19 protein-coding genes and 1 tRNA gene are annotated in these 23,340 nt (G+C 67.0%); 5 read left to right on the top strand and 15 right to left on the bottom strand.

Annotation, left to right across the window (positions count from 1 at the left end):
• The 4 genes from RTM68_RS08405 to RTM68_RS08390 form a co-directional block, all read right to left on the bottom strand.
• Window positions 1-872, bottom strand: an 872-nt coding sequence (locus RTM68_RS08405; protein WP_312169996.1) for a hypothetical protein, incomplete at its 3' end; no start/stop codon positions are given.
• Window positions 873-1,006: 134 nt separating this feature from the next.
• Entirely contained in the window at window positions 1,007-1,804 is a 798-nt protein-coding gene (locus RTM68_RS08400; RefSeq protein WP_312169995.1) for an enoyl-CoA hydratase/isomerase family protein, read from the bottom strand.
• Window positions 1,805-1,840: 36 nt separating this feature from the next.
• Window positions 1,841-2,341 (bottom strand): FBP domain-containing protein, encoded by a 501-nt coding sequence (locus RTM68_RS08395; protein ID WP_312169993.1) that lies wholly within the window; start codon window positions 2,339-2,341, stop codon window positions 1,841-1,843.
• 9 nt (window positions 2,342-2,350) lie between these two features.
• Window positions 2,351-3,058, bottom strand: a complete 708-nt coding sequence (locus tag RTM68_RS08390; RefSeq protein WP_312169991.1) for an FCD domain-containing protein — start codon at window positions 3,056-3,058, stop codon at window positions 2,351-2,353.
• Window positions 3,059-3,194: 136 nt separating this feature from the next.
• Between RTM68_RS08390 and RTM68_RS08385 the strand changes: the two genes are divergently transcribed.
• From RTM68_RS08385 to RTM68_RS08375, 3 genes are read left to right on the top strand one after another with little or no spacing between them, the layout of a single operon-like run.
• A complete protein-coding gene (locus tag RTM68_RS08385; RefSeq protein ID WP_312169989.1) occupies window positions 3,195-4,604 on the top strand; it encodes a gluconate:H+ symporter in 1,410 nt (469 codons plus the stop codon).
• A gap of 7 nt (window positions 4,605-4,611) precedes the next feature.
• Complete coding sequence (locus RTM68_RS08380) at window positions 4,612-5,133, top strand: gluconokinase (protein ID WP_396654210.1); 522 nt, start codon at window positions 4,612-4,614, stop codon at window positions 5,131-5,133.
• A gap of 31 nt (window positions 5,134-5,164) precedes the next feature.
• Entirely contained in the window at window positions 5,165-5,596 is a 432-nt protein-coding gene (locus tag RTM68_RS08375; protein WP_312169987.1) for a hypothetical protein, read from the top strand.
• A 13-nt stretch (window positions 5,597-5,609) separates the two neighbouring features.
• Here RTM68_RS08375 and RTM68_RS08370 read toward each other — a convergent pair whose 3' ends face one another.
• From RTM68_RS08370 to RTM68_RS08350, 5 genes are all read right to left on the bottom strand, one after another.
• Window positions 5,610-5,975, bottom strand: coding sequence for a hypothetical protein (locus RTM68_RS08370; protein ID WP_312169985.1), 366 nt, complete (start codon window positions 5,973-5,975; stop codon window positions 5,610-5,612).
• 158 nt (window positions 5,976-6,133) lie between these two features.
• Window positions 6,134-6,997 (bottom strand): FHA domain-containing protein, encoded by an 864-nt coding sequence (locus tag RTM68_RS08365; RefSeq protein WP_312169983.1) that lies wholly within the window; start codon window positions 6,995-6,997, stop codon window positions 6,134-6,136.
• A 15-nt stretch (window positions 6,998-7,012) separates the two neighbouring features.
• On the bottom strand, window positions 7,013-7,279 hold the full coding sequence (locus tag RTM68_RS08360) for a hypothetical protein (protein WP_312169981.1): 267 nt from the start codon (window positions 7,277-7,279) through the stop codon (window positions 7,013-7,015).
• A 162-nt stretch (window positions 7,280-7,441) separates the two neighbouring features.
• Window positions 7,442-7,523, bottom strand: a tRNA-Tyr gene (locus RTM68_RS08355).
• 86 nt (window positions 7,524-7,609) lie between these two features.
• Entirely contained in the window at window positions 7,610-8,542 is a 933-nt protein-coding gene (locus tag RTM68_RS08350; RefSeq protein WP_312169980.1) for a PfkB family carbohydrate kinase, read from the bottom strand.
• Between the two features lie 84 nt (window positions 8,543-8,626).
• Here RTM68_RS08350 and RTM68_RS08345 point away from each other — a divergent pair, with 84 nt between their 5' ends.
• The gene (locus RTM68_RS08345; RefSeq protein WP_312169978.1) at window positions 8,627-9,214 is read left to right on the top strand and encodes a hypothetical protein; all 588 of its coding nucleotides are present in this window, start codon (window positions 8,627-8,629) and stop codon (window positions 9,212-9,214) included.
• An 81-nt stretch (window positions 9,215-9,295) separates the two neighbouring features.
• Here the strand turns inward: RTM68_RS08345 and rpoC are convergent, their stop codons facing one another.
• The 6 genes from rpoC to RTM68_RS08315 form a co-directional block, all read right to left on the bottom strand.
• On the bottom strand, window positions 9,296-13,171 hold the full coding sequence (rpoC, locus tag RTM68_RS08340; RefSeq protein WP_194764633.1) for a DNA-directed RNA polymerase subunit beta': 3,876 nt from the start codon (window positions 13,169-13,171) through the stop codon (window positions 9,296-9,298).
• Window positions 13,172-13,256: 85 nt separating this feature from the next.
• Window positions 13,257-16,757, bottom strand: a complete 3,501-nt coding sequence (locus tag RTM68_RS08335; protein ID WP_194764634.1) for a DNA-directed RNA polymerase subunit beta — start codon at window positions 16,755-16,757, stop codon at window positions 13,257-13,259.
• 220 nt (window positions 16,758-16,977) lie between these two features.
• On the bottom strand, window positions 16,978-18,693 hold the full coding sequence (locus RTM68_RS08330; RefSeq protein ID WP_312169977.1) for an ABC transporter ATP-binding protein: 1,716 nt from the start codon (window positions 18,691-18,693) through the stop codon (window positions 16,978-16,980).
• Window positions 18,690-19,655, bottom strand: coding sequence for an ABC transporter permease (locus tag RTM68_RS08325; RefSeq protein ID WP_312169976.1), 966 nt, complete (start codon window positions 19,653-19,655; stop codon window positions 18,690-18,692). The genes RTM68_RS08330 and RTM68_RS08325 overlap by 4 nt, the downstream gene beginning before the upstream one ends.
• A gap of 34 nt (window positions 19,656-19,689) precedes the next feature.
• Entirely contained in the window at window positions 19,690-20,694 is a 1,005-nt protein-coding gene (locus RTM68_RS08320; protein WP_194764636.1) for an ABC transporter permease, read from the bottom strand.
• 84 nt (window positions 20,695-20,778) lie between these two features.
• Entirely contained in the window at window positions 20,779-22,452 is a 1,674-nt protein-coding gene (locus RTM68_RS08315; protein ID WP_312169975.1) for an ABC transporter substrate-binding protein, read from the bottom strand.
• A gap of 165 nt (window positions 22,453-22,617) precedes the next feature.
• On the opposite strand from RTM68_RS08315, the gene RTM68_RS08310 reads away from it, so the two are divergent.
• Window positions 22,618-23,340, top strand: a 723-nt coding sequence (locus tag RTM68_RS08310) for a sugar kinase (RefSeq protein WP_312169974.1), incomplete at its 3' end; no start/stop codon positions are given.

Genomic DNA, 23,340 nt, shown 5'->3' with positions numbered 1-23,340 from the left:
GCGGGGTGCTGCCCTGCCGGCTGCGCTGCGGGATCGGGCGCGACCGGGAAAGGGATCGCCGGGGGCGAGGACAGTGCGGCCTGATACGGCGGCTGCGGCGTCGACGGTCGACCCGTGTAGTAGGCGTTCCAGTCCGGCGATCCGTCGGGCAGCACCGGCAGGGGCGTGACGGCATCGGCATACGTGGGCCAGGCCTGCACCGCAGGCGCGCTGTGCACGATCGGAGCCTGCTTCTTCGGAGCGAACAGAGCATTGAGCAACGGGATCAGCGTCGTGCCGACGGCGGCGAGGATGGTGAGCGCCACGACGATGCGCCAGTACAGCTCGCCGTACTCGAACGTGTGCGGGAACGTCAGGAAGAACACGAGCATCCCCACGAGACCGCCGAGGAACACGATCGTCGCGATGTAGATGATGCGCGTGAACGTGGTCACGTGACGCTGCGCCGCCGGGGTGAACAGACGCACGTGCAGCAGCGCGAGCTGCAGGATTCCCACGACCACCAGCAGCTGGAAGAACCGTTCGCCCGCGGTGAAGGAGAAGGAGTCCTCCGGAAGCCAGATCTTGACCGCGCCGACCAGCAGCGCGACGATCCAACTCACCATGCTGGCGAGAGACAGCCAGTCCGGACGATTCGGCGCGAGACCCGCTTCGAGGATCGCGATCCCCGCGAACGCGGCGAGCAGGAGGATCGTCAGGAAGGCCCTGCCGATGAGTCCGTCCTGATCCCCGATGAGCACCCACACGACGCAGACCAGTGCGGCCGCGATCAGTGCTCCGATGGCGATCCAGATCGCCCCTCGGATCAGGAGGGACAGGTTCTTCTTCTCGACCAGAGCACTCGGCTGCTGGGCGATCTCCGGCTGGGACATCGCGTTCCTCTCGTGAAGCGGCGTTGCGTTCATCCTTGCATGCGAGCATGCCGATGCGGAGTCGTCCACACCCACTGTGCACACCGCCCCCAGGCGTCGATCGTGTCGAGCGATGCGTCAGCGCGGATCCGCCCTCATCTGCCCGCTCGAGCCGCGGATGACGCGAACGCTGCGATCCGAGCCTGCGCCTCGGGCGTCTCCAACGACGCGCCGATCGAGCGGGCCTCCTCACTGAGCTGCTCGACGAACGTCCTCTCGGGCTGCGAACGCACGAGACGCTTCGCGTGGCCGTAGGCATCCGCGGCCCCCGCCAGCCAGAAACGGGCGATCTCCTCGGCCCGTGCCCGCACGGCATCGGCCTCGTCTGTCGCGTCCGCTCCGGAGACCGCTTCGGCCACCAGCCCCCACTCGACGGCTTCCTCGGCGGTGAGCAGGCGGTCCTGCAGCACGAGCTGCAGCGCACGACGCTGTCCCACCGCCCGCGCGAGCTGTGCAGAAACAGACAGATCAGGGGTCAGGCCGATGTTGGCGTAGAGACTGCCCAGGCGCGAACGCGACCCGACGACGGCGTAGTCGCTGCTGAGCAGGATTCCGAGACCACCGCCCGCGGTCGTCCCGTGTGCCGCGGCGACCACCGGCACCGCGGACTCGGTGAGAGACCGGATGCCGGAGTTGATGACCTCGGCGAGCGCCGTGATCTCGGCGCCGGACCCCATGGTGGTGGACATGTCGATCACGTCGCCGCCCGCACAGAACGCGGGACCGACCGCATCGATCAGGATCGCCTTGACGTCGGATCGTGACGTCGCCTCGTGCGTGACGTCTCTCCACGCATGTGCGAGCTCGGCGTTGAAGGCGTTGAGACGTGCGGGACGATTGAGTGTGAGTCGCGCCATCCCCTCCTCGACATGGAACAGGATGACATCACTCATGGCTTCTCCTTCGAGCGCAGGGCGTAGTCCCCCAGGCTAGTCGTGATCCTCCGACGCCCACACCCGTCCGACGAAAGCCTCCATGCGCCGGCGGGTGCCGTCGAGGCGGAAGTCGACCTGACCGGGCGAGCGGATCTCGTTGGGAGCCAGTGGATGCGCGAGCCGCACGTTCTCGTGGCAGGACAGGTCGGCGCACATATAGGTGCCGACCGAGTCGCCACGAGCCCCGGCGTCACCGACCCTGCGGGCGCCGAACAGCGCCACCTGGTTGCCCGGCTGCATCGTGTGGCAGATGTTGCACATGCCCGACCGGCCGCGGCCCGGGTCGCTTGCTCTGAGCACGACCCCCGAGATGCGACCCTCGTGCTGGATCAGCACGTATCCACGTCGGCCCGCACCCGGGTCACGCCAGGCGAAGAAATCGAGGTAGTCCCAGTCGGTCAGGACGAAATCGTGCGGCATCTCCATGATGCGCAATTCGTCGGCATCCGCGTTGACGAAGGACGCGCGGACCTCCGCTTCGGTGAGAGCTCGCATCTCTCCAGTCTATGAAGCGGCCCGCTGCATGGCTTCATCCGCCTCGGAGACGATGTTGCGCATCGCGGCCGCAGCCGCCTCCGCGTCGCCACTGGCGACCGCGAACGCGACGTCCCGATGCCACTGCACGGCGCTCTGGTTCGCGACGTGCGGCATGAGGGCGTGCACGGTGCGACCGCGCAGCACCGCCTCGACCGTGCCACCGAGCGCGGCGAGCATGCCGTTGCCTGACGCGTCGAGCAGGAGTCGATGGAATCTGACATCGGCGGTCAGATAGCGCTCCCGATCTGCCTCGTGATCTTCCTGCCCCATCTCCACGACGAGCGAGACGAGTTCGACCTTCTGCTCCGACGACGCGGCACCCGCTGCGAGGTGCGCGGCGAGCGGCTCGATAACCGACCGCAACTGGCTGAGCTCGCGCAGCTGCTCGTCACGCCCCGGCCCTGCCAGACGCCACGCGATCACCTCGGGCGCATAGACGTTCCAGTCCGCGCGCGGCCGCACCTCGACACCGGACTTGCGCCGCACCCACACGAGCCCGAAGGACTCCAGCACCCGCACAGCCTCACGTGCGGCCGAGCGGGAGACGCCGCGCTGCTGCGCGAGCTCGACCGTCAGCATCCGCGAGCCGGGCCGGTGGTGGCCGTCGACGATCGCGCGGCCCAGCTCGTCGACGAGAGACTCGTGCACGCTGCCTGCGACGGTGGGGGCGGTCATATCTCGAGTATGCCCGCATCAGCGCGATGTGGTGGTGCATCACAATGCTCCGTCGCCTTTATGTTGCACATGTATGGCGTGTCGTGCTTATTATGTACGACATAAGGCAGAAACACCGCCTGGATCAAGGAAGCTCATGGCACTCTTCACCCCCGCCGCGTCCGCTCTCGTGACGGCCGTCGGCGATACCCCCGCCGTCGATCGCCCGGCCGGCCAGCTGATCGCCGCCGCCGTCATCGGCATCGCGGTGATCATCGTCCTCATCACCTGGGTCAAGCTGCACCCGTTCCTGTCGCTCACGATCGGCGCACTCGCGACCGGCGCGATCGCCGGCATGGACATCGCCGCATCGGTCACCAGCTTCTCCGCCGGGTTCGGATCGACCATGGGAGGCGTCGGCATCCTGATCGCGCTCGGTGCGATCTACGGCAAGCTCCTCGCCGACTCCGGCGGTGCCGACCGCATCGTCGACACCCTCGTGAGCCGGGCGAGCGCCCGCTCGCTGCCCTGGGTCATGGGGCTCATCGGCGCGGTGATCGGACTCCCGATGTTCTTCGAGGTCGGCCTCGTGCTCCTCGTGCCCGTGATCATCCTCGTGGCGCGCCGCTCGGGCCAGCCTCTGATGCGCATCGCGATCCCCACGCTCGCGGGACTCTCGGCGATGCACGGACTCGTCCCGCCGCATCCCGGCCCGCTCGCCGCCATCAGCGCCCTCGGTGCGAATCTCGGCCTCACCCTCGCCTTCGGCGTGCTCGTCGCGATTCCCGCAGTCATCATCTCGGGGCCGCTGTTCGCCCGCTTCGCCGCCCGCTGGGTGGACGTGCCCGTTCCCGAGCTGTTCGTGACCGAGGAGGATGAAGGAGAAGAGCAGAAGCGCCGCCCGTCGTTCATCGCGACCCTGATCAGCATCCTGCTGCCCGTCTTCCTGATGCTCGCCAAGGCGATCGCCGACATCTCGGCTGCCGGGTCGGATGCTCCGTGGAAGCTCGCGCTGGACTTCCTCGGCACCCCTGTCATCGCGCTGCTCATCGCCGTGCTCGCCGGTTTCTTCATCCTCGGCCGTGGCGCCGGGTTCGACCGCGCCAAGATCAACGACATCGTGGGCTCGTCGCTCGGCCCGATCGCCGGAATCCTTCTGATCGTCGGCGCCGGCGGAGGTTTCAAGCAGGTGCTCGTCGACACGGGCATCGGCAACGTGATCGCCGAGTTCGTCGCGGGCTCGTCGGTGTCGGTGCTCGTGCTCGCGTGGCTCGTGGCCGTCGTCATCCGCGTCGCCACCGGATCCGCGACCGTCGCCACCATCACCGCGGCCGGCATCCTCCAGCCCCTCACCGAGACGCTCGACTCCCCCATGGTCGCGCTGCTCGTGCTCGCGATCGGCTCGGGCTCGGTGTTCCTCTCGCACGTCAACGACGCGGGGTTCTGGCTCATCAAGGAGTACTTCGGCCTGAGCATCCCCCAGACCCTGAAGTCCTGGACCGTGCTCGAGTGCCTGATCTCGGTGACCGGCCTCGCCGGTGTCCTCGTCCTGAGCATCTTCGTGTGAGGCCGTGATGATGATGACCACCACCGCACCCGTACTCGTCTTCATGGGCGTCGCCAGCACCGGCAAGTCCACCGTCGCGGCGATGCTCGCCGGCCGGCTGGGCTGGAGCTTCGAAGAGGGCGACGACCTGCACCCCGAGGCGAACGTCGCCAAGATGGCGGCAGGCCACGCACTGAACGACGACGATCGCTGGCCCTGGCTCGACCGCATCGCGGAGTGGATCGACGAGCGCATCGCCGCCGGCGAGCCCGGGATCGTGACCTGCTCGGCGCTCAAGCGCAGCTACCGCGACGTGCTCCGGCGCGAGGGCGTCACGTTCGTGCATTTCGCTGGCGAGCGCGAGCTGATCCTCGAGCGGATGCTCCGCCGCCAGGGGCACTTCATGCCGGCGACGCTTCTCGACTCGCAGTTCGCGACGCTCGAGCCGCTCGAGGACGACGAGCGGGCGATCGAGATCGACATCGCGCTCACTCCTCAGGAGCAGGCGGCCGAGGTCGCCTCGCGCCTGCGGCTGCATCCCGACTACTGAGACGACTGGGCGACTCGTGACACCCGTAGTCATGAGGCGTTCATCGGGATACTCGATCGGCACGGCAGCGCTGACGGTGATCTCGCTGTGCGCGGGACTCGTCGGATGCGCCGCACCGACCTCCGCTCCCCCTTCGTCGCCACGAGTCTGCGAGGGGATCGCGCCGATGCTGACGAGCGACGACGTCCAGCCCCTCGCCGGCCAGGCCGTGTCCGTTGCGCTCACCCCCGCCGGATGCGCCGTGGGCGACGAGTGGGCGGGTGAGCTGATCGTCCGCGCCGGTGAGGGCGACACGAGAACCGGGGCCCGCCTCGAGGTCGGCGAGACCACGGTGTCGGTGGACCTGCCACCCCACGCCACCGGAGCAGCGATGCTGATGCTCATGCCGGACGACGACTGCGAGCCGGTCGATGCGACCGCCGACTGCCACTTCCCGTACGTGGAGATACGGATACGTCCGTGACCCGGAGTGCGGATCACTCCCGGAGCGCGCGCCGAACTCGCAGCACTCCGAGCCCGATCAGCAGCATCGCCGTCAGGATCGCGGCCACGATCGCGCTGTTCGCGGCGAAGAGCCACAGGTTGTACGAGGTGTCGATCGGATCGTGCCACGCACGCTGATACTCGAATTCGATCGTCGCCGGGTACGCGATCGGTTCGTACCTCGAGAGGTCCTGCGTGACCCAGCCGAACGGCCATCCGAAGGTGGCGTGACCGAGTTCGTCTCGGGAGCCGACCCTGACGCTGCCGGCGATGAGGAAGAAGACAGCACCCACGGCACCGAGAGGCAGCAGGCACACGTAATAGACCAGGACGCTGCGCAGCCCCCTGCGAACGGCCATCCGCTCCTCATCGTCCACCCGGCCCCACTCCCGCATCACCACCCGCTCCATACTGCCCGCTCGACGCGGAAACGGCGAAGTGCCCCGGACGCAGTGCGTCCGGGGACTTCTCGACAGCGGGATCTCACATCACCCGGCGTCTCCTGCTGCAGGATCCGTCAGCCGAGCTCGCCGGAGCCGTACGGTCGGATGGGCTGCTGCTTCTGGAACTCGTACTCTCCGCCCTGACGCCCGCCGAACGGGCGGCCGTGGTCCGCGAACTCCTCGCGGTAGTAGGCGAGGCGCCAGGGACCGATCTCGATCCGCGAACCCGTCCGGAGGATCCTCGCGTTCTCGGAGCTGTGCGGAAGGTTCGGGCGACCACCGCCGGTCGGCGCGAACGAGTACAGCACGTACTCGTCGTCGTCGTTGTGTCTGATCTCTGCGTGACGCGCCTCCACTCCCTCCAGACGCAGATCGGCGTCAGGGCTCGAGCCGATCACCGTCCGGCCGGGCAGCAGATCGAACTCTCGAGGCCTGCTGCGGTCCCAGTCGCCGGAACCGACGGCGAAGATCAACCGAGGGCGACCGGAGCCCGGGATGTAGTGCGTCGTCGTCACACGGCGACGCACTCTTCTCGCGATGGTCGGGACGAGCGGGAACGGGGTCGGCGGAGGTGCGGGAAGGCGGAAGCCACTCCCCTGCCTGCCGTGCTGCATCTCGGACAGGAGCGCGGCGAGATGCCCGAGCCTGATGTGCGGAGAGCCGGCGATGACGCGCCCGACGGGTCCGGACTTCACGTCTCCCAACTCCACCAGGGTGCCTTTCGGTCCATCGACGCGCACACGGATGCCGCGACGCGCGAGGCCGTCGGCGAGCGGAACGAGATTCGCGAGGTCGTTCCGACCCATACCCGCAAGGCCGGCGCTGTTCTCCAGCGTGACGACGACCTCACTGCCGGCGGCTTTCACGCCGAACCGTGTCGGGGGGCCGCCGTCCGGTGCGGCCTGCTCGACCTGCAGATCGATGTCGAGGCGGATCATCGGAGTCGGCTTCGCCTAGACCGCGTGCGCGTCGCCCGACGCGCTGTCACTGGTCGTCACGCGCAGTGTGCCGTTGAACTTCCAGGTCGCGCGCGGCGCATCCGGCCCGATGTCGCGCGGGACTTCGACGGTCATGTCGTCGAAGGTGTAGTTCACCGCCGCCCCACGTCCGGTGAGATACGCCCACATCTCCCGCCCGAGGTCCGTCCAGTCGGTGATCGATGCGCCCTCGGGTCCGGAGGACGAGGAGAAGAGCTCGGCGGGTTCGTTCGAGTCGCTCATGGTGTGCTCCTTTGCTGAAACCATGTCCTGTGCGTGTAAGTATGCGCTCGAATGGACTAGGTGTCCATGGGTATCTGCACTCGGTGCAAGAAACTCGCAGGGACGTGGGCGCTGGACGCAGAAACGCCCCCGGATATCGGGGGCGTTCTCTGTCGTAGCCGGTGGCGAGTGAGGGATTCGAACCCCCGAAGTCTAAGACGGCTGATTTACAGTCAGATCCCTTTGGCCGCTTGGGTAACTCGCCAGAGCGCACCCGTCCGACTTCGACAGCCAACCGGGGGCACGAGTATCAATCATACCTGTCGGAGGCAGGCACGAGAAATCGAGACGTCAGCTGCCGTACACGCCGCGATCGGCATCCGCCAACGACTCCGGCGTCCGCAGCAGACCGCCCTCTGTGCGGCAGGTCGCGGCGGCCACATCCATCGCTCGTTCGAGCAGCGAACGCCATCCTTCGAGGTCTCGCGGAGCGTCGAGAACGAGACCGGCGGCGACGGCCGCGAGCGTGGCATCTCCCGCACCGACCGTGTCGACGATGCGCCCGGGAAGCGTCGCGATCGACGCCGAGACCAGGCCCGCGTCCGACTCCAGGACCGCCCCTGCCGCTCCCGCCGTCGCGAGCACAGCCTCACTGCCCGCAGCGCGGAGACGCGCACGCAGAGCATCGAGGTCACCGTCGTAGAGCAGGGCGGCGTCATCGGCCCCCACCTTGACGATCGCCGAGTGCGGCGCGAGCAGCTCGAAGCCGCGGACGAACTCCTCGCGATCGCTGAGCATGCCGGACCGCGGGTTCGGGTCGATGGCAAGCCGCTTTCCGTGCGTCGCCTCGATCAGGGCGGAGACCTCGGTGGGCACGTCGAAGGGGAAGCAGCTGACGACGACGAGACCGGCATCGGCGATCGCCTGGACTGCCTCGCCCGAGAATCGGATGCTGCGGCGCTGCGCCGCCTCGTTGAACACGTACGTCGGCTCGCCGTCGGCTCCACGCTGCACGATCGCGCGAGATGACCCGTGCGGCGCCGACGTGCCGATGAGCGTGACGCCCTGATCGCCGAGGTACTCACGGATATGATCGCCGGCCTCATCGTCACCGACCATCGCGATCAAGGTAGTGGCCACACCGAGACGCCGTAGCCCGACGGCCACGTTCAGCGCCGCTCCCCCGACCAGCTCGCGCACCCCTGCGCTGTCGCGGATCTCATCGATCAGGGCGTCTCCGATGACGACGACGGACGGGGCTTCGTGCACGCTTTCACCACTCACCCTGCCGACACTACTCGCGGTCGGTGCGCACGGCATCCGGCCCGCCTCTGTCGCCACGTCGATGCGGAGCGCTACGGTGAGCGCATGAACGCTCGTCTCGTCTCGGGAGCCGCTGCTCTCGCCCTGATCACCCTGCTCGCGGGCTGCGGCGGTTCGACCGGCGACGGAGACGCGAGCTCGACACCCGCCGCGTCGTCGAGTGCCACTCCGGAGCAGACCGACGAGCCGACCGCGTCTCCGACCCCCACCTCGACGCCGGTGGCGCTGCCCACCGACTGTCGTGCGATCCTCTCGGAGGACGTGCTGTCGCAATTGGGTGAGACGCCTCTGAACGATGCGGCGTTCGGACCGTCAGGGGTGGGAGACGACGACACCCTCACCTGCATCTGGCGTGACCCGCGGGCGGACACCACCGGGCTCGTGACGACGATCTCGGCGATGAATCGCGGCCCCGCACTCGACATGCTGAACGCCCTGGTGACGGATGAGGGCTTCACCTGCTTCACGCCCGACAAGGGCACACGCTGCGAGAAGACCTGGCCGGATCCGCAGTACCCCGTCACCGACGGACGCACCCTGTTCTGGCGCGACGACATCCTGATCGACACCGTGTACTCCAACCTCGCGCCGACCGGCTACACCTCGAGCATCATCTCGAACCTGTTCGACTGAGCTGCTGCTCCCCCGCTCGGACGTGGGGCACGAAGAAGGCCCCGGGCGAATCGCCCGGGGCCTTCTCACTCACTCAATACGTCAATTGTACGTACCCGGCGTGATGTCGTCCGTCGAGAACGCGTCGAAGTCGACGTAACCGAAGTCACCGTCAGCGTACGCACCGTCGGATGCGAAGATCCGGTTCGGGTAGCGCTCGCTCTTGGCTTCTTCCGTCGCCTCGACCGTGACGTCGCGGTACTTCGAGAGACCGGTTCCGGCGGGGATGAGCTTACCGATGATGACGTTCTCCTTGAGACCGACCAGCGGGTCGCGCTTGCCCTGCATGGCAGCCTCGGTGAGCACACGCGTCGTCTCCTGGAAGGAGGCGGCCGACAGCCACGATTCGGTCGCGAGCGACGCCTTCGTGATACCCATCAGCTCCGAACGGCCAGACGCGGGGCGCTTGCCCTCTGCCACGGCCTCGCGGTTGATCGCCTGGTAGCGCTTGAGGTCGACCATCTCACCCGGGAGCAGGGTCGTGTCGGCGTGATCGACGACGGTGACCTTGCGGAGCATCTGACGGACGATGACCTCGATGTGCTTGTCGTGGATCGGCACACCCTGCGAGCGGTACACGCCCTGGACGCCACCGACGAGGTAACGCTGCACCTCGCGGGCACCCATGACACGCATGACCTCCTTGGGGTCGAGCGTTCCGACCAGCAGAGGCTGACCCACGTTGACGTGCTGACCGTCCTCGACCAGAAGCGTCGCACGCTTCAGGACCGGGTAGATCACCTCTTCGTCACCGTTGTCGGGCGTGAGGATGAGCCTCTTCGCCTTGTCGGTCTCGTCGATCGTGATGCGGCCATCGGCCTCGGCGATCGGCGATGCCGCCTTCGGGGTGCGAGCCTCGAAGAGCTCCTGCACACGGGGCAGACCCTGCGTGATGTCGTCAGCCGACGCGGAACCACCGGTGTGGAAGGTACGCATCGTCAGCTGGGTACCGGGCTCACCGATCGACTGGGCCGCGATGATGCCGACGGCCTCGCCGATGTCGACGGTCTTACCCGTCGCGAGCGAACGACCGTAGCACTGCGCGCAGACACCGACGGCGGAGTCGCAGGTCAGGACCGAGCGCACCTTGATGGTCTCGACACCCGCCTCGACCAGCTTGTCGATGAGAACGTCGCCCACGTCGTCTCCGGCAGAGGCGAGGACCTCGCCCTTGCTGTCGACCACGTCGGAGGCGAGGGTACGAGCGAACACCGAGTTCTCGACGTTCGCGTCGCGCACCAGCTCACCCTGCGAGTTCGGAGCGGCGATCGGGAGCTCGAGGCCCTTCGACGTGCCGCAGTCCTCTTCGCGGATGATGACGTCCTGCGAGACGTCCACCAGACGACGGGTCAGGTAACCCGAGTCGGCGGTACGCAGAGCGGTGTCGGCGAGACCCTTACGGGTACCGTGCGTCGCGATGAAGTACTCCGCGACCGACAGACCCTCGCGGTACGAGGAGATGATCGGACGCGGGATGATCTCACCCTTGGGGTTGTTCACCAGACCACGCATACCGGCGATGTTCCGGATCTGCAGCCAGTTACCACGAGCACCCGACGACACCATGCGGTTGATGGTGTTGTCCTCGGGGAAGTGCGCCTTCATCGCGGCCTGGACCTCGTCGGTCGCCTCGGTCCAGATCTTGATGAGCTCCTGACGACGCTCGGCGTCGGTCGTGAGGCCCTTCTCGTACTGGGACTGGACCTTCGCGGCCTGCTTCTCGTAGCCCGCGACGATCTCAGCCTTGTTCGGCGGCGTGAGGATGTCGCTCAGAGCGACGGTCACACCCGAGCGCGTGGCCCAGTAGAAGCCGGCGTCCTTGATGCGGTCCAGCGACGCAGCCGTCTCGACCTTGGGGTACTCCTCGGCCAGCTTGTTGACGATCTGCGACAGCTTGTTCTTGTCTGCCTGCTCGCGGACGAACGGGTAGCCCTTGGGCAGCGTGTCGTTGAAGATCGCCTGTCCGAGCGACGCGTCGACGAGGCCGTGACGCTCGTAGCCCTCGGGCGCTTCGCCCTCGAGGAACGTCAGACCCGGGATGCGGATGCGGACCTTGGCCTGCAGGTCGAGGGAGCCCTCGTCCTTCGCCAGGATCGCCTCGCCCACCGAACCGAATGCACGGCCCTCACCGGCTGCGCCCGCCTTGACCGTGGTCAGGTGGTGCAGACCGATGATCATGTCCTGCGAAGGCAGGGTGACCGGACGTCCGTCAGACGGCTTCAGGATGTTGTTCGACGCGAGCATGAGCACGCGGGCCTCGGCCTGAGCCTCGACCGACAGCGGCAGGTGGACAGCCATCTGGTCACCGTCGAAGTCGGCGTTGAACGCCGCGCAGACGAGCGGGTGCAGCTGGATGGCCTTGCCCTCGACGAGCTGAGGCTCGAACGCCTGGATGCCCAGACGGTGCAGCGTGGGTGCACGGTTGAGCAGCACCGGACGCTCGCGGATGATCTCCTCGAGCACGTCCCAGACCTCGGGACGCGTGCGCTCGACGGCGCGCTTGGCCGCCTTGATGTTCTGCGAGTGACCGAGGTCGATCAGGCGCTTGATGACGAACGGCTTGAAGAGCTCCAGAGCCATCTGCTTGGGCAGACCACACTGGTGCAGCTTCAGCTGCGGGCCGACGATGATGACCGAACGGCCCGAGTAGTCGACGCGCTTGCCGAGCAGGTTCTGGCGGAAACGACCCTGCTTACCCTTCAGCATGTCGCTGAGGGACTTCAGGGCGCGGTTTCCGGTACCGGTGACCGGGCGACCACGGCGACCGTTGTCGAACAGTGCGTCGACGGCCTCCTGCAGCATCCGCTTCTCGTTGTTGACGATGATCTCGGGGGCGCCGAGGTCGATCAGACGACGAAGACGGTTGTTGCGGTTGATCACACGACGGTAGAGGTCGTTGAGGTCGGAGGTCGCGAAGCGACCACCGTCGAGCTGCACCATCGGGCGCAGCTCCGGCGGGATCACCGGAACGACGTCGAGGACCATGGCGGCCGGGCTCATGCCGGTCTCCAGGAACGAGTTGACGACCTTCAGACGCTTGATCGCACGGATCTTGCGCTGGCCCTTGCCCTCGGAGATCTGCAGGTGCAGGCTCTCCGCCTCGGCGGCCAGGTCGAACGCCGCGAGACGACGCTGGATCGACTCGGCACCCATGTAGGCCTCGAAGTACTGACCGAAACGGTCCTGCAGCTCGTGGAAGACGTCGTCCTCGGGACGCAGTGCGCCGACCTCGAGCGTGCGGAAGTCCTCCCACACGCGCTCGAGCTTGGCGATCGCCTCGTCGGCACCCTTGCGGATGAGCGACATCTCCTTCTCGGCGGCGTCCTTGACCTTCTTCTTCGCGTCGGCCTTGGCACCCTCGGCCTCGAGGGAAGCGAGCTCCTCCTCCAGGCGAGCCAGGCGCTCGGCGATCTTCGCGTCGCGACGGTCTCCGAGCGTCTTCAGCTCGAGACGGATGTTGTTCTCCTGCGTGCCCAGGTCGCGGTGACGAGCATCCTCGTCGACCGAGATGACCATGTAGGCGGCGAAGTAGATGACCTTCTCGAGGTCCTTCGGCGCCATGTCGAGCAGGTAGCCCAGACGCGAGGGAACACCCTTGAAGTACCAGATGTGGGTGACGGGAGCGGCGAGCTCGATGTGACCCATGCGCTCACGACGGACCGAGGACTTGGTGACCTCGACGCCACAGCGCTCGCAGACGATGCCCTTGAAGCGGACACGCTTGTACTTGCCGCAGGCGCACTCCCAGTCGCGGGACGGGCCGAAGATCTGCTCTCCGAAGAGACCGTCCTTCTCCGGCTTCAGGGTGCGGTAGTTGATGGTTTCAGGCTTCTTGACCTCGCCGTACGACCAGGCGCGGATGTGATCCGCGGTCGCGAGACCGATGCGAAGCTCATCGAAAGTGTTTGACTCGAGCACAAATTCTCCTGTGTAGGAATTCTTCTGAAGAAATCGGGGAGGTGGGCCGCCGCCGGAGCATGACGCTCAGGCGGCGGCCTGAACCTTAGATCTCGTCGATCGAGGCGGCCTCGAAGCGGCTGGAGATGTTGATGCCGAGCTCCTCCGCAGCGCGGAAGGCCTCGTCGTCGGTGTCACGCAGGTTGACGAGCGTGCCGTCTGCCGAGAGGACCTCGACGTTCAGGCAGAGCGACTGCATCTCCTTCATGAGCACCTTGAAGGACTCGGGGATGCCGGGCTCCTGGATGTTCTCGCCCTTGACGATCGCCTCGTACACCTTGACGCGGCCTAGGATGTCGTCGGACTTGATCGTGAGGAGCTCCTGGAGCGCGTATGCGGCGCCGTAGGCCTCGAGGGCCCACACCTCCATCTCACCGAATCGCTGGCCACCGAACTGCGCCTTACCACCGAGCGGCTGCTGGGTGATCATCGAGTACGGACCCGTCGAACGCGCGTGGATCTTGTCGTCGACCAGGTGGTGCAGCTTCAGGATGTACATGTAGCCCACCGAGATCGGCGCCGGGAACGGCTCGCCGGAGCGGCCGTCGAACAGCTGCGTCTTTCCGCTCGAGTCGATCAGGCGGACGCCGTCACGGGTCGGGGTGGTCGCGTCGAGGAGACCGGAGATCTCCTCCTCGCTCGCACCGTCGAACACCGGGGTGGCGACCTTGGTGCCGGGGGCCGCCTCGAAGGCGTCCTTCGGGAGCTTCGCAGCCCACTCCGGGGTTCCCTCGACCTTCCAGCCCTGCTTCGCGATCCACCCGAGGTGGGTCTCGAGCACCTGACCGAAGTTCATTCGACCGGGGATACCCAGCGGGTTGAGCACGATGTCGACCGGGGTTCCGTCCGCGAGGAACGGCATGTCCTCGATCGGGAGGATCTTGGCGATGACACCCTTGTTGCCGTGACGGCCGGCGAGCTTGTCACCCTCGGTGATCTTGCGCTTCTGGGCGATGTAGACCACGACGCGGCGGTTCACGCCGGAGCCGAGCTCGTCGTCGCCGTCCTCGGCGTTGAACTCCTTGACGGCGATGATCGTGCCCTGCTCACCGTGGGGCACCTTCAGAGAGGTGTCACGGACCTCGCGGCTCTTCTCGTTGAAGATCGCGCGGAGCAGACGCTCTTCCGCCGACAGCTCGGTCTCGCCCTTCGGCGTGACCTTGCCGACGAGGATGTCGCCGGGGCGGACCTCGGCGCCGATGCGGATGATGCCGCGCTCGTCGAGGTCCTTCAGCAGCTCGGGGCTGACGTTGGGGAGGTCACGGGTGATCTCCTCCTTGCCGAGCTTCGTGTCGCGGGCGTCGACCTCGTACTCCTCGATGTGGATCGACGAGAGGGTGTCGTCCTTCACCAGGTCCTGGCTCAGGATGATGGCGTCCTCGAAGTTGTAGCCCTCCCACGTCATGAACGCGACGAGGAGGTTCTTTCCGAGTGCCAGCTCGCCGTTCTCGGTGGCGGGGCCATCGGCGATGACCTCTCCGACCTCGACGCGCTCGCCTTCGCTGACGACGACCTTCTGGTTGTACGACGTTCCCTGGTTCGAGCGGTCGAACTTGCGCAGGTGGTAGTCCTGCGTTCCACCCTCGTCGAGCATGACGGTGACGCGGTCTGCGGAGACCTCGGTGACGACACCGGCCTTCTCGGCGGTGAGCACGTCACCCGCATCGATGGCGGTGTAGCCCTCCATACCGGTTCCGACGAGCGGCGAGTCGCTGCGGAGCAGCGGCACAGCCTGACGCTGCATGTTGGCACCCATGAGTGCGCGCTGCGCGTCGTCGTGCTCGAGGAAGGGCACGAGCGAGGTCGCGACCGACACCATCTGACGCGGCGAGACGTCGATGTAGCCGATCTCCTCGGGGAGGAAGAGGTCGACCTCACCGCTGCCGCCCTTCGGACGGGCGAGGACGTGGCTCTCGCGGAAGCGACCCTTGGCATCGAGCGGCGCGTTGGCCTGCGCGATGTTGAAGTCGACCTCTTCGGAAGCCGTCAGGTAATCGATGTGCTCGGTAACGACGCCACCCTCGACCTTGCGGTACGGGGTCTCGATGAAACCGAACGAGTTGATGCGCGCGAACGTCGCGAGAGCACCGATCAGACCGATGTTCGGGCCTTCAGGGGTCTCGATGGGGCACATGCGGCCGTAGTGCGACGGGTGGACGTCACGGACCTCGACACCGGCGCGGTCACGGCTCAGGCCACCGGGGCCGAGAGCCGAGAGACGGCGCTTGTTGGTCAGACCCGCGAGCGGGTTGTTCTGGTCCATGAACTGCGACAGCTGCGAGGTTCCGAAGAACTCCTTGATCGCGGCGACGACGGGGCGCACGTTGATCAGGGTCTGCGGCGTGATCGCCTCGATGTCCTGCGTGGTCATGCGCTCGCGGACGACGCGCTCCATGCGGGACAGACCGGTGCGGACCTGGTTCTGGATGAGCTCACCCACGGCGCGGATGCGACGGTTGCCGAAGTTGTCGATGTCGTCGGTCGCGATGCGGATCTCGGCCTGCTTGCCCGAGCGGATGCCGTCGAACGTGTCGACACCGGCGTGCAGACGGACGAGGTACTTGATCGTCGCGACGATGTCGTCGACGGTCAGCACCGAGTCGGTCAGCGGCGCGTCGAGACCCAGCTTGTGGTTGATCTTGTAACGACCGACCTTCGCCAGGTCGTAGCGCTTCGGGTTGAAGTAGAAGTTGTCGAGGAGCGCGCGTGCGGCCTCGGCGGCCACCTGCTCGCCCGGACGCAGCTTGCGGTAGATGTCGCGGAGCGCATCTTCCTTCGTGACGATGGTGTCCTTCGCCAGGGTCTCCTCGATCGAGGGGAAGCCCGAGAACTCGGCGAGGATCTGCTCGCTCGACAGACCGAGCGCCTTGAGGAAGACGGTCACGGACTGCTTGCGCTTGCGGTCGATGCGCACGCCGACCTGGTCGCGCTTGTCGATCTCGAACTCGAGCCATGCACCACGGCTCGGGATGACGCGTGCCGAGACGATGTCCTTGTCGGACGTCTTGTCGGGGGTCTTGTCGAAGTAGACACCGGGCGAACGCACGAGCTGCGAGACGACGACGCGCTCGGAGCCGTTGATGATGAACGTTCCCTTGTCGGTCTGCAGCGGGAAGTCGCCCATGAAGACCGTCTGGGTCTTGATCTCACCCGTGAGGTGGTTCATGAACTCGGCCTCGACGTACAGCGGAGCGGCGTAGGTCTTGCCACGCTCCTTGCACTCCTCGATCGAGTACTTCTCCGGCTCGAGGTACGGGTTCGTGAACGAGAGCTGCATGGTCTCGCCGAGGTCCTCGATCGGGGAGATCTCCTCGAAGATCTCACCGAGTCCGGAGACCTGGTTCACGTCGGTCCGGCCGGCGGCGTTCGCCTCGGCGACCCGCGCCTTCCAGGCGTCGTTTCCGACGAGCCAACCGAAGGACTCGGTCTGCAGAGCGAGAAGGTCGGGGACCGTCAGCGTGTCGGAGATCTTCGCGAACGAGAGGCGGGAAGCTCCGCGTCCGTTCTTGGTGGTGGTGGATGTGGATGCGTTGGGAGCAGCAGCCAAGGGAATAACCTCCGTGAGCCCCGCAGGGCTTCTCGATTCCTTTGTCGTCAGGTGGAGTGTGCGCCCGAATGCTCAACGAGATGCCGACCACCATATGAGGGCACGGAGAAGCGAGCGCAACTACCAACTATAGACGCGATATTGCGACATGGCAAGTTCAATCCTTGACCTTCTTCGAACGCTGCGGTATTGGCGCCCGAAGAAGGTCAGGATCGAATCGTCAGGACGCGATGTTCAGCTCGTTTCCCGGGATCGACGCGAGTAGGCGTCGCGTGTACGGGTCTCGTGGATTCGTGAAGATCTCCTCGGACGATGCCGCCTCGACGAGAGATCCGTCCTTCATCACGCACACGTAGTCGCTGATCAGTCGCACCACCGCGAGGTCGTGCGAGATGAAGAGATAGCTGAGCCCGTACTCGCGCTGCAGGTCGCCGAGCAGGGTCAGGATCTGGTCCTGCACGAGCACGTCGAGCGCCGACACGGGCTCGTCGCACACGATCAGCTCGGGCGAGAGTGCGAGGGCGCGGGCGATCGCGACGCGCTGCCGCTGGCCTCCCGACAGCTCGGACGGATACCGGCGCAGCATCGACTGCGGCAGCGCCACGTCGTCGAGCAGCTGGCGGACGCGCCTGCGCCGATCGGCGCTGCTCCCCCGCTTGTAGAAGTCGAGCGGCTCGGAGATCAGTCGCTCGATCGTGAACATCGGGTTCAGGCTCGAGTACGGATCCTGGAAGATCGGCTGCACCTTCTGGCGGAAGTCCTTGGTCTCAGCCCGGCTGAGCGAGGCGACGTCCTTGCCCTCGTACCGGATCAGCCCGCTGGTCGGTTCGATGATCTTCAGCAGCATGCGCGCCGTCGTCGTCTTGCCCGAGCCGGACTCGCCGACGATCGCGACCGTCTCGCCTCGCGGGATCGCCAGGGAGACGTCGTTGACGGCGACGAAGTCCTCCTTCTGCCCGCGCACCGGATACACCTTCGTCAGGTTCTCGATCTCGACGATGTTGTCGGCGGATGCCGGCGCGGTGGATGCCGGGACGGCGGACGCGGCGGCATCCGTCGTATCCGTCGCAGCGGTCGGCCGATCCTCCACGTGGAAGGCCTCGGGCCGCAGGCGTGCCGCGGCCACCGACGGAGCTGCCTGCACGAGCGACTGCGTGTACGGATGCTGCGGCGCCTCGAGGATCTGCTTCGCGGGCCCCTGCTCGACGACCTTGCCGCGGTGCATCACGATGACCCGCTCGGCCCGCTCGGCCGCGAGGCCGAGGTCGTGCGTGATGAGCAGCACGGCCGTGCCGAGCTCGCGCGTCATCGCGCCGATCTGATCGAGGATCGTCTGCTGCACCGTGACGTCGAGCGCGCTCGTCGGCTCGTCGGCGATCAGCAGTCGCGGCTTGCAGGCGAGGCCGATCGCGATCAGCGCGCGCTGGCGCATGCCGCCCGAGAACTCGTGCGGATACTGCTTCGCGCGCCGCTCAGGATCGGGCAGCCCCGCGGCGGTGAGCGCCTCGACGACCTTCTGCTGCACGTTCTGCCGATTGGCCAGCCCGTGCGCGAGCAGGGTCTCAGCCACCTGCGTGCCGATCTTGGCGACCGGATTCAGGTTCGACATCGGGTCCTGCGGGACGAGACCGATGTCGCGCCCGCGGATCATGCGCAGTTCATGTTCGGGAGCGTGCGCGATCTCACGTCCGTCGAGGCGGATGCTGCCGGCGGCCACGCGCCCGCCGCCGGCGAGCAGTCCGATGATGGCCATCGCTGTCGTCGACTTGCCCGACCCCGACTCCCCCACGATCGCGACGGTCTGCCCCGGCGCGATCTCGAGGTCGACACCCTCGACGGCGTGCACGACGCCGTCCATGGTGGCGAAGTCGACCGCGAGTCCTTCGACCGACAGCAGCGGTGCATCCGACATCTGATTCTCTTTCGCAGCGCTCATCGTGCTCTCGTCCTCGGGTCCATGGCCTCACGCAGCGCCTCACCGAACAGGGTGAAGCCGAGCGCGGTGACCGCGATGCAGATACCGGGCAGGAAGGCCAGCCACGGCGCGATGGCGAGTTCCGCCTGTGCGTACGTGAGCATGCGCCCCCACTCGGCCGTCTCGGGGCGACCGCCGCCGAGGCCGAGGAACGACAGCGCCGCCGCATCGATCACGGCGGTCGCGAGCGTCAGAGTGCCCTGCACGATGACCGGTCCGATCGCGTTCGGGAGCACGTGCGACATCGTGATCTGCCCACGACCCAGACCCAGAGTCTGCGCCGACAGCACGTAGTCGCTGGATCGCTGCTGCAGCATCGAGGCGCGCAGCAGGCGGGCGAAGATCGGCACCTGGGAGGCACCGATCGCGATCATCACCGCGAACGGCGTCTGACCCAGGATGGCCGCGATCGACACGGCGAGCAGCAAGTTCGGCACCGACAGGATGATGTCGACGACCCGCATGATGAGCGTGTCGACCCAGCCGCCGAACGTCCCGGCGAGGAGACCGAGGATCATGCCGCCGACCAGGCCCATCGCGGTCGAGATGACGCCGATCAGCAGCGACGCCTGCGCACCCCAGATGAGCTTGGAGAGCACGTCGCCGCCGAAGCGGTCGAGTCCGAGCGGGAACTCCGGCAGCTCGCCGGGCCCGGGGATGTTCGTCGGTGTGATGTACTTCGCGCCCGGGAGTGCCGTCTCGGGGTACGGGGCGAGCACAGGGGCGAGCACGGCCACGACGAGGAACGCCAGGACGATGCCGGCGCCGATCCAGGCGGTGGGGTTGCGACGCAGGCGCCGGAACACGTCGCGCCAGAACCCGCCGGGTCCTTCCTTGAGGCCGGCCTGGCCGACGGCGACGGTGTCGACGACCTCGCCGCTCGCGGCCGACGGACCCTGTGCGGGTGGGAGCGAGATGGTCATGACGCCATCCCCTTTCGGAGAACGAGACGGGACATCACTGCACCCGCACTCTCGGGTCGATGAAGCTGTAGGACACATCGACCGCGAGGTTGATCAGCGCGTAGGCGATCGCGATGAAGATGATGAAGCCCTGCAGCACGGGGAAGTCCCTCGTGAAGATCGCTCTCGCGAGGAACGAGCCGATCCCGGGGAAGGCGAACACGGTCTCCGTGAGCACGGCTCCCGAGATCAGGAGACCCGTCTGCAGGCCGATGGTCGTGATGACGGGCAGCATCGCGTTGCGCAGGATGAATCGGCTCCGCAGCGTCGAGGCGCCGACGCCTTTCGCGCGGCCGGTGCGCACGTAATCCGCGTTCTGCACCTCGAGGACGCTGGCCCTGGTGATGCGGACGATGATCGCGAGCGGGATGGTGCCGAGCGCGAGAGCCGGGAGCACCAGGTGAAGGAAGGCGTCCCACGCGGCGTCGAACTCGCCGGTGATGATGCCGTCCCACACATAGAACCCGGTCACGTGGGTCGCGTCGATGCGGGGATTCTGCCGCCCGTCCGAGGGCAGCCACCCCAGCTGCACCGCGAACACGTACTTGAGGATGAAGGCGAGGAAGAACACCGGGATCGTGATGCCGATCAGGCTCATGACCACCGACGCGTGGTCGGTGAACTTGCCGTGACGGCGTGCCGCCCAGTATCCGAGCGGGATGCCGACGCCGACCGCGAAGATGAGCGCCACGACGCTCAGCTCGATGGTCGCTGGGAAGCGCCGGAAGAACTCCTCCACCACGGGCCGGTTCGTCTGGATCGACGTTCCGAAGTCGCCCTGCAGCAGGCGACTCACCCAGATGAAGTACTGCTCGATGATCGGCTTGTTGAAGCCGTAGAGCTCGTTGACCCTGGCGATGGCGTCGGGAGTCGCCTTCTCACCGAGAAGGGCGACGGCGGGGCCGCCGGGCAGGGCCCTGACCCAGGCGAACAGCAGGATGCTGAGGCCGAGCAGGGTGGGAATGAGGAACAGCAGTCGTCTGCCGATGGTGCGCAGCAAGAAGGTCTCCGTTGATCAGGGCGACACCGGTCCGGGTCCCCGCGCGTGCGCGAGGACCCGGGTGGGCATCTCAGTCGGTCGGACCTACTCGGTCAGGACGATGTCCGTGAAGACCTCGTCGTTCACCGGGCTGGCGGGGTAGCTCTCGACGCGCGGATCGAATGCCAGGGTCGGCGCCGGGTGCGCGAGGGGCACGCCGGGGATGAACTGCGCGACCATCTCGTTGATGTCCTCGTAGAGGGCCGTCTGGTCCTCGAGGCTCGAGACGCCGCGTGCCTCGTTCAGCTTCTGGAAGAGCTCCGGGTTGTCGAAGCCCCACTCCGAGCTCTGCTGGCCGAAGAAGACGCCGACGAAGTTGTCGGTGTCGTTGTAGTCACCGGTCCAGCCGAGCAGGTGGATGCCGTGGTCCGCGGTGCCGGTGGTGCGGTCGAGGTACTCGACCCACTCCTCCGAGACCGGGGTGGTCTCGACGCCGACCTCGGCGAGCTGCGAGGACAGCACGGTGAAGATCTGCTCGGGGTCCGGCATGTACGGACGCGACACGTTGACCGGGTAGTTGAAGTCGAGCTTCAGCGGGTTGGCCTCGGTGTAGCCGGCCTCCGCGAGCAGAGACTCGGCCTTCTCGGGGTCGTAGTCGTACGTCGTCACGTCGGGGTTGTAGCCGTTCACCGTGTCGGGCACGAACTCGATCGCCTTCTCCGTGCCCTCGGGCAGGACCTGGCTGATCAGTGCGTCCTTGTCGACCGCGTACGACAGCGCCTCGCGGACCTTGGGGTCCTGCAGCTCGGGCACTGCCTGGTTGAACGCCAGGTAGAGGATCGTGAACGGAGGGCGCGACACCATCGTGAAGCCGTCGTCCTCGAGTGCCTGGGTGTCGGCGGGACCGACGAGGTCGTACCCGTCGATCGAGCCGGACTCGAGCGCCTGGCGACGCGCGGTCGGGTCGTCGATCGTGCGGAAGATGATCTCGTCGACCTGGCCGGCCTCACCCCAGTAGCCGTCGTAGGCCTTGAGGGTGACCTGCTCGCCCGGTGCCCACTCCTCGAACTGGAACGGACCGGTGCCGACCGGGTGACCCATCGCGTACTCGGAGAGCACGGGAGCCTCGGCGGAGCCGCTGACCTCGTCTGCACCGAACTCGGAGAGCGCGGACGGGCTCTGCATGCCGAACGAGGGCAGCGAGAGCGAGGCGATGAAGCCGGCGAAAGGCTTGTTCAGCTCGACGGTGACCGAGTAGTCGCCATCGGGCGTGCAGGACTTGTAGACGGCGTCCGCGGGGTTCTCGGCATACCCCTTGAAGAGCTTGTTGTAGTAGTAGCCGAAGGCCTCGGAGGCCGCGAGGCCCGTCCAGTTGTACCAGCGGTCGAAGTTCGCGCACACGGCCTCGGCGTTGAACGGGGTGCCGTCATGGAAGGTGACGTCCTCCTTCAGCGCGAAGGTGTGGCTCATGCCGTCTTCCGACGACTCCCACGACTCGGCGAGAAGCGGCGCCGGGTCGGCCGTTCCGGGCTCCGTGCCCACGAGCCCCTCGAAGATCTGCCGCGAGACGCGGAAGCTCTCACCGTCCTGCGCGAATGCCGGGTCGAGGCTGGCCGGGTCGGAGGAGGCGGCGAACACGAACGTGCCGTCGACGTCGCCCGAACCCTCGGCGCCGTCGTCGCCGCGCTCGCTGGCGACGCATCCTGAGAGGACCAGTGCGGCGAGTGCCGCCCCGGATACGGCGAGGAGACCTCGCCGACGCATGACTGTGTGGTGCATTGTGTGACCTTCCTGTCGAGCGCTGCTGTGCGCGATCCGGAGACGTCGTCGGGTCCGGACGGTGATTCCTCGAAACTACCCAGTGAACGTACAGATTCGGAACATGTTCAGGTTGCATTCCGGTATCGGATGATTCACCGAAGCCGATCCGGTAGTGTCCAGAACGTGCCCGACACCTCCCCTCTCGCCGTGTGCGTCGGCGAGGGTCTGGTCTCCCTCGTCCCCGCGGTCGCCGGTCCTCTCGAGGACTGCCGGACCTTCCACCGCTCCCTCGCCGGAGCCGAATGGAACACGGCGATCGCCCTGGCCTCCGCGGGCATCCCGACGGCGGTGGTGTCGCGCGTCGGCGACGACGGATTCGGGCGATTCCTGCGGGCGGAGCTTCGCCGACACGGCGTGGACGACTCGGCCGTCCAGGTCGATCCGCATGCGCCGACGGGTCTCTACGTCAAGGAGCTCACACCGCTCCCCGACGGTTCCGTCGACGGCACGATGCACTACTACCGGCGCGGATCGGCAGCTGCGGCGATGTCCCCCGCGACGATCGCCGACCCTGCGATCGCGCGGCTGATCGACGGGGCCTCGCTCGTGCACACCTCGGGTATCACCCCTGCACTGTCGGCGACGGCACGCGCTGCACAGGAGGCCCTGTTCTCGGCTCCCCGCGATGGGCGGCTGCTCAGCTTCGACGTGAACTGGCGTCCGTCGCTGTGGCGCGGGCGCGAAGACGAGGGCCGTGCCGTCATCGTCGACTGCGCACGACGCGCCGATGTGGTGTTCTGCACGGCTCCCGATGCCGAGGCCGTGTTCGGCACCGCGGATGCGGATCGGGTGCGCGCGCTCGTGCCCGAGCCTCGCCGTCTGGTCGTGACGCGCGCGAGCGGGGCG

The sequence above is a fragment of the Microbacterium sp. genome, assembly GCF_031988965.1.
Lineage (GTDB): Bacteria > Actinomycetota > Actinomycetes > Actinomycetales > Microbacteriaceae > Microbacterium.
The sequence above is the reverse complement of the archived record's forward strand: the minus strand, read 5'-3'. Positions and strand labels throughout refer to the sequence as shown.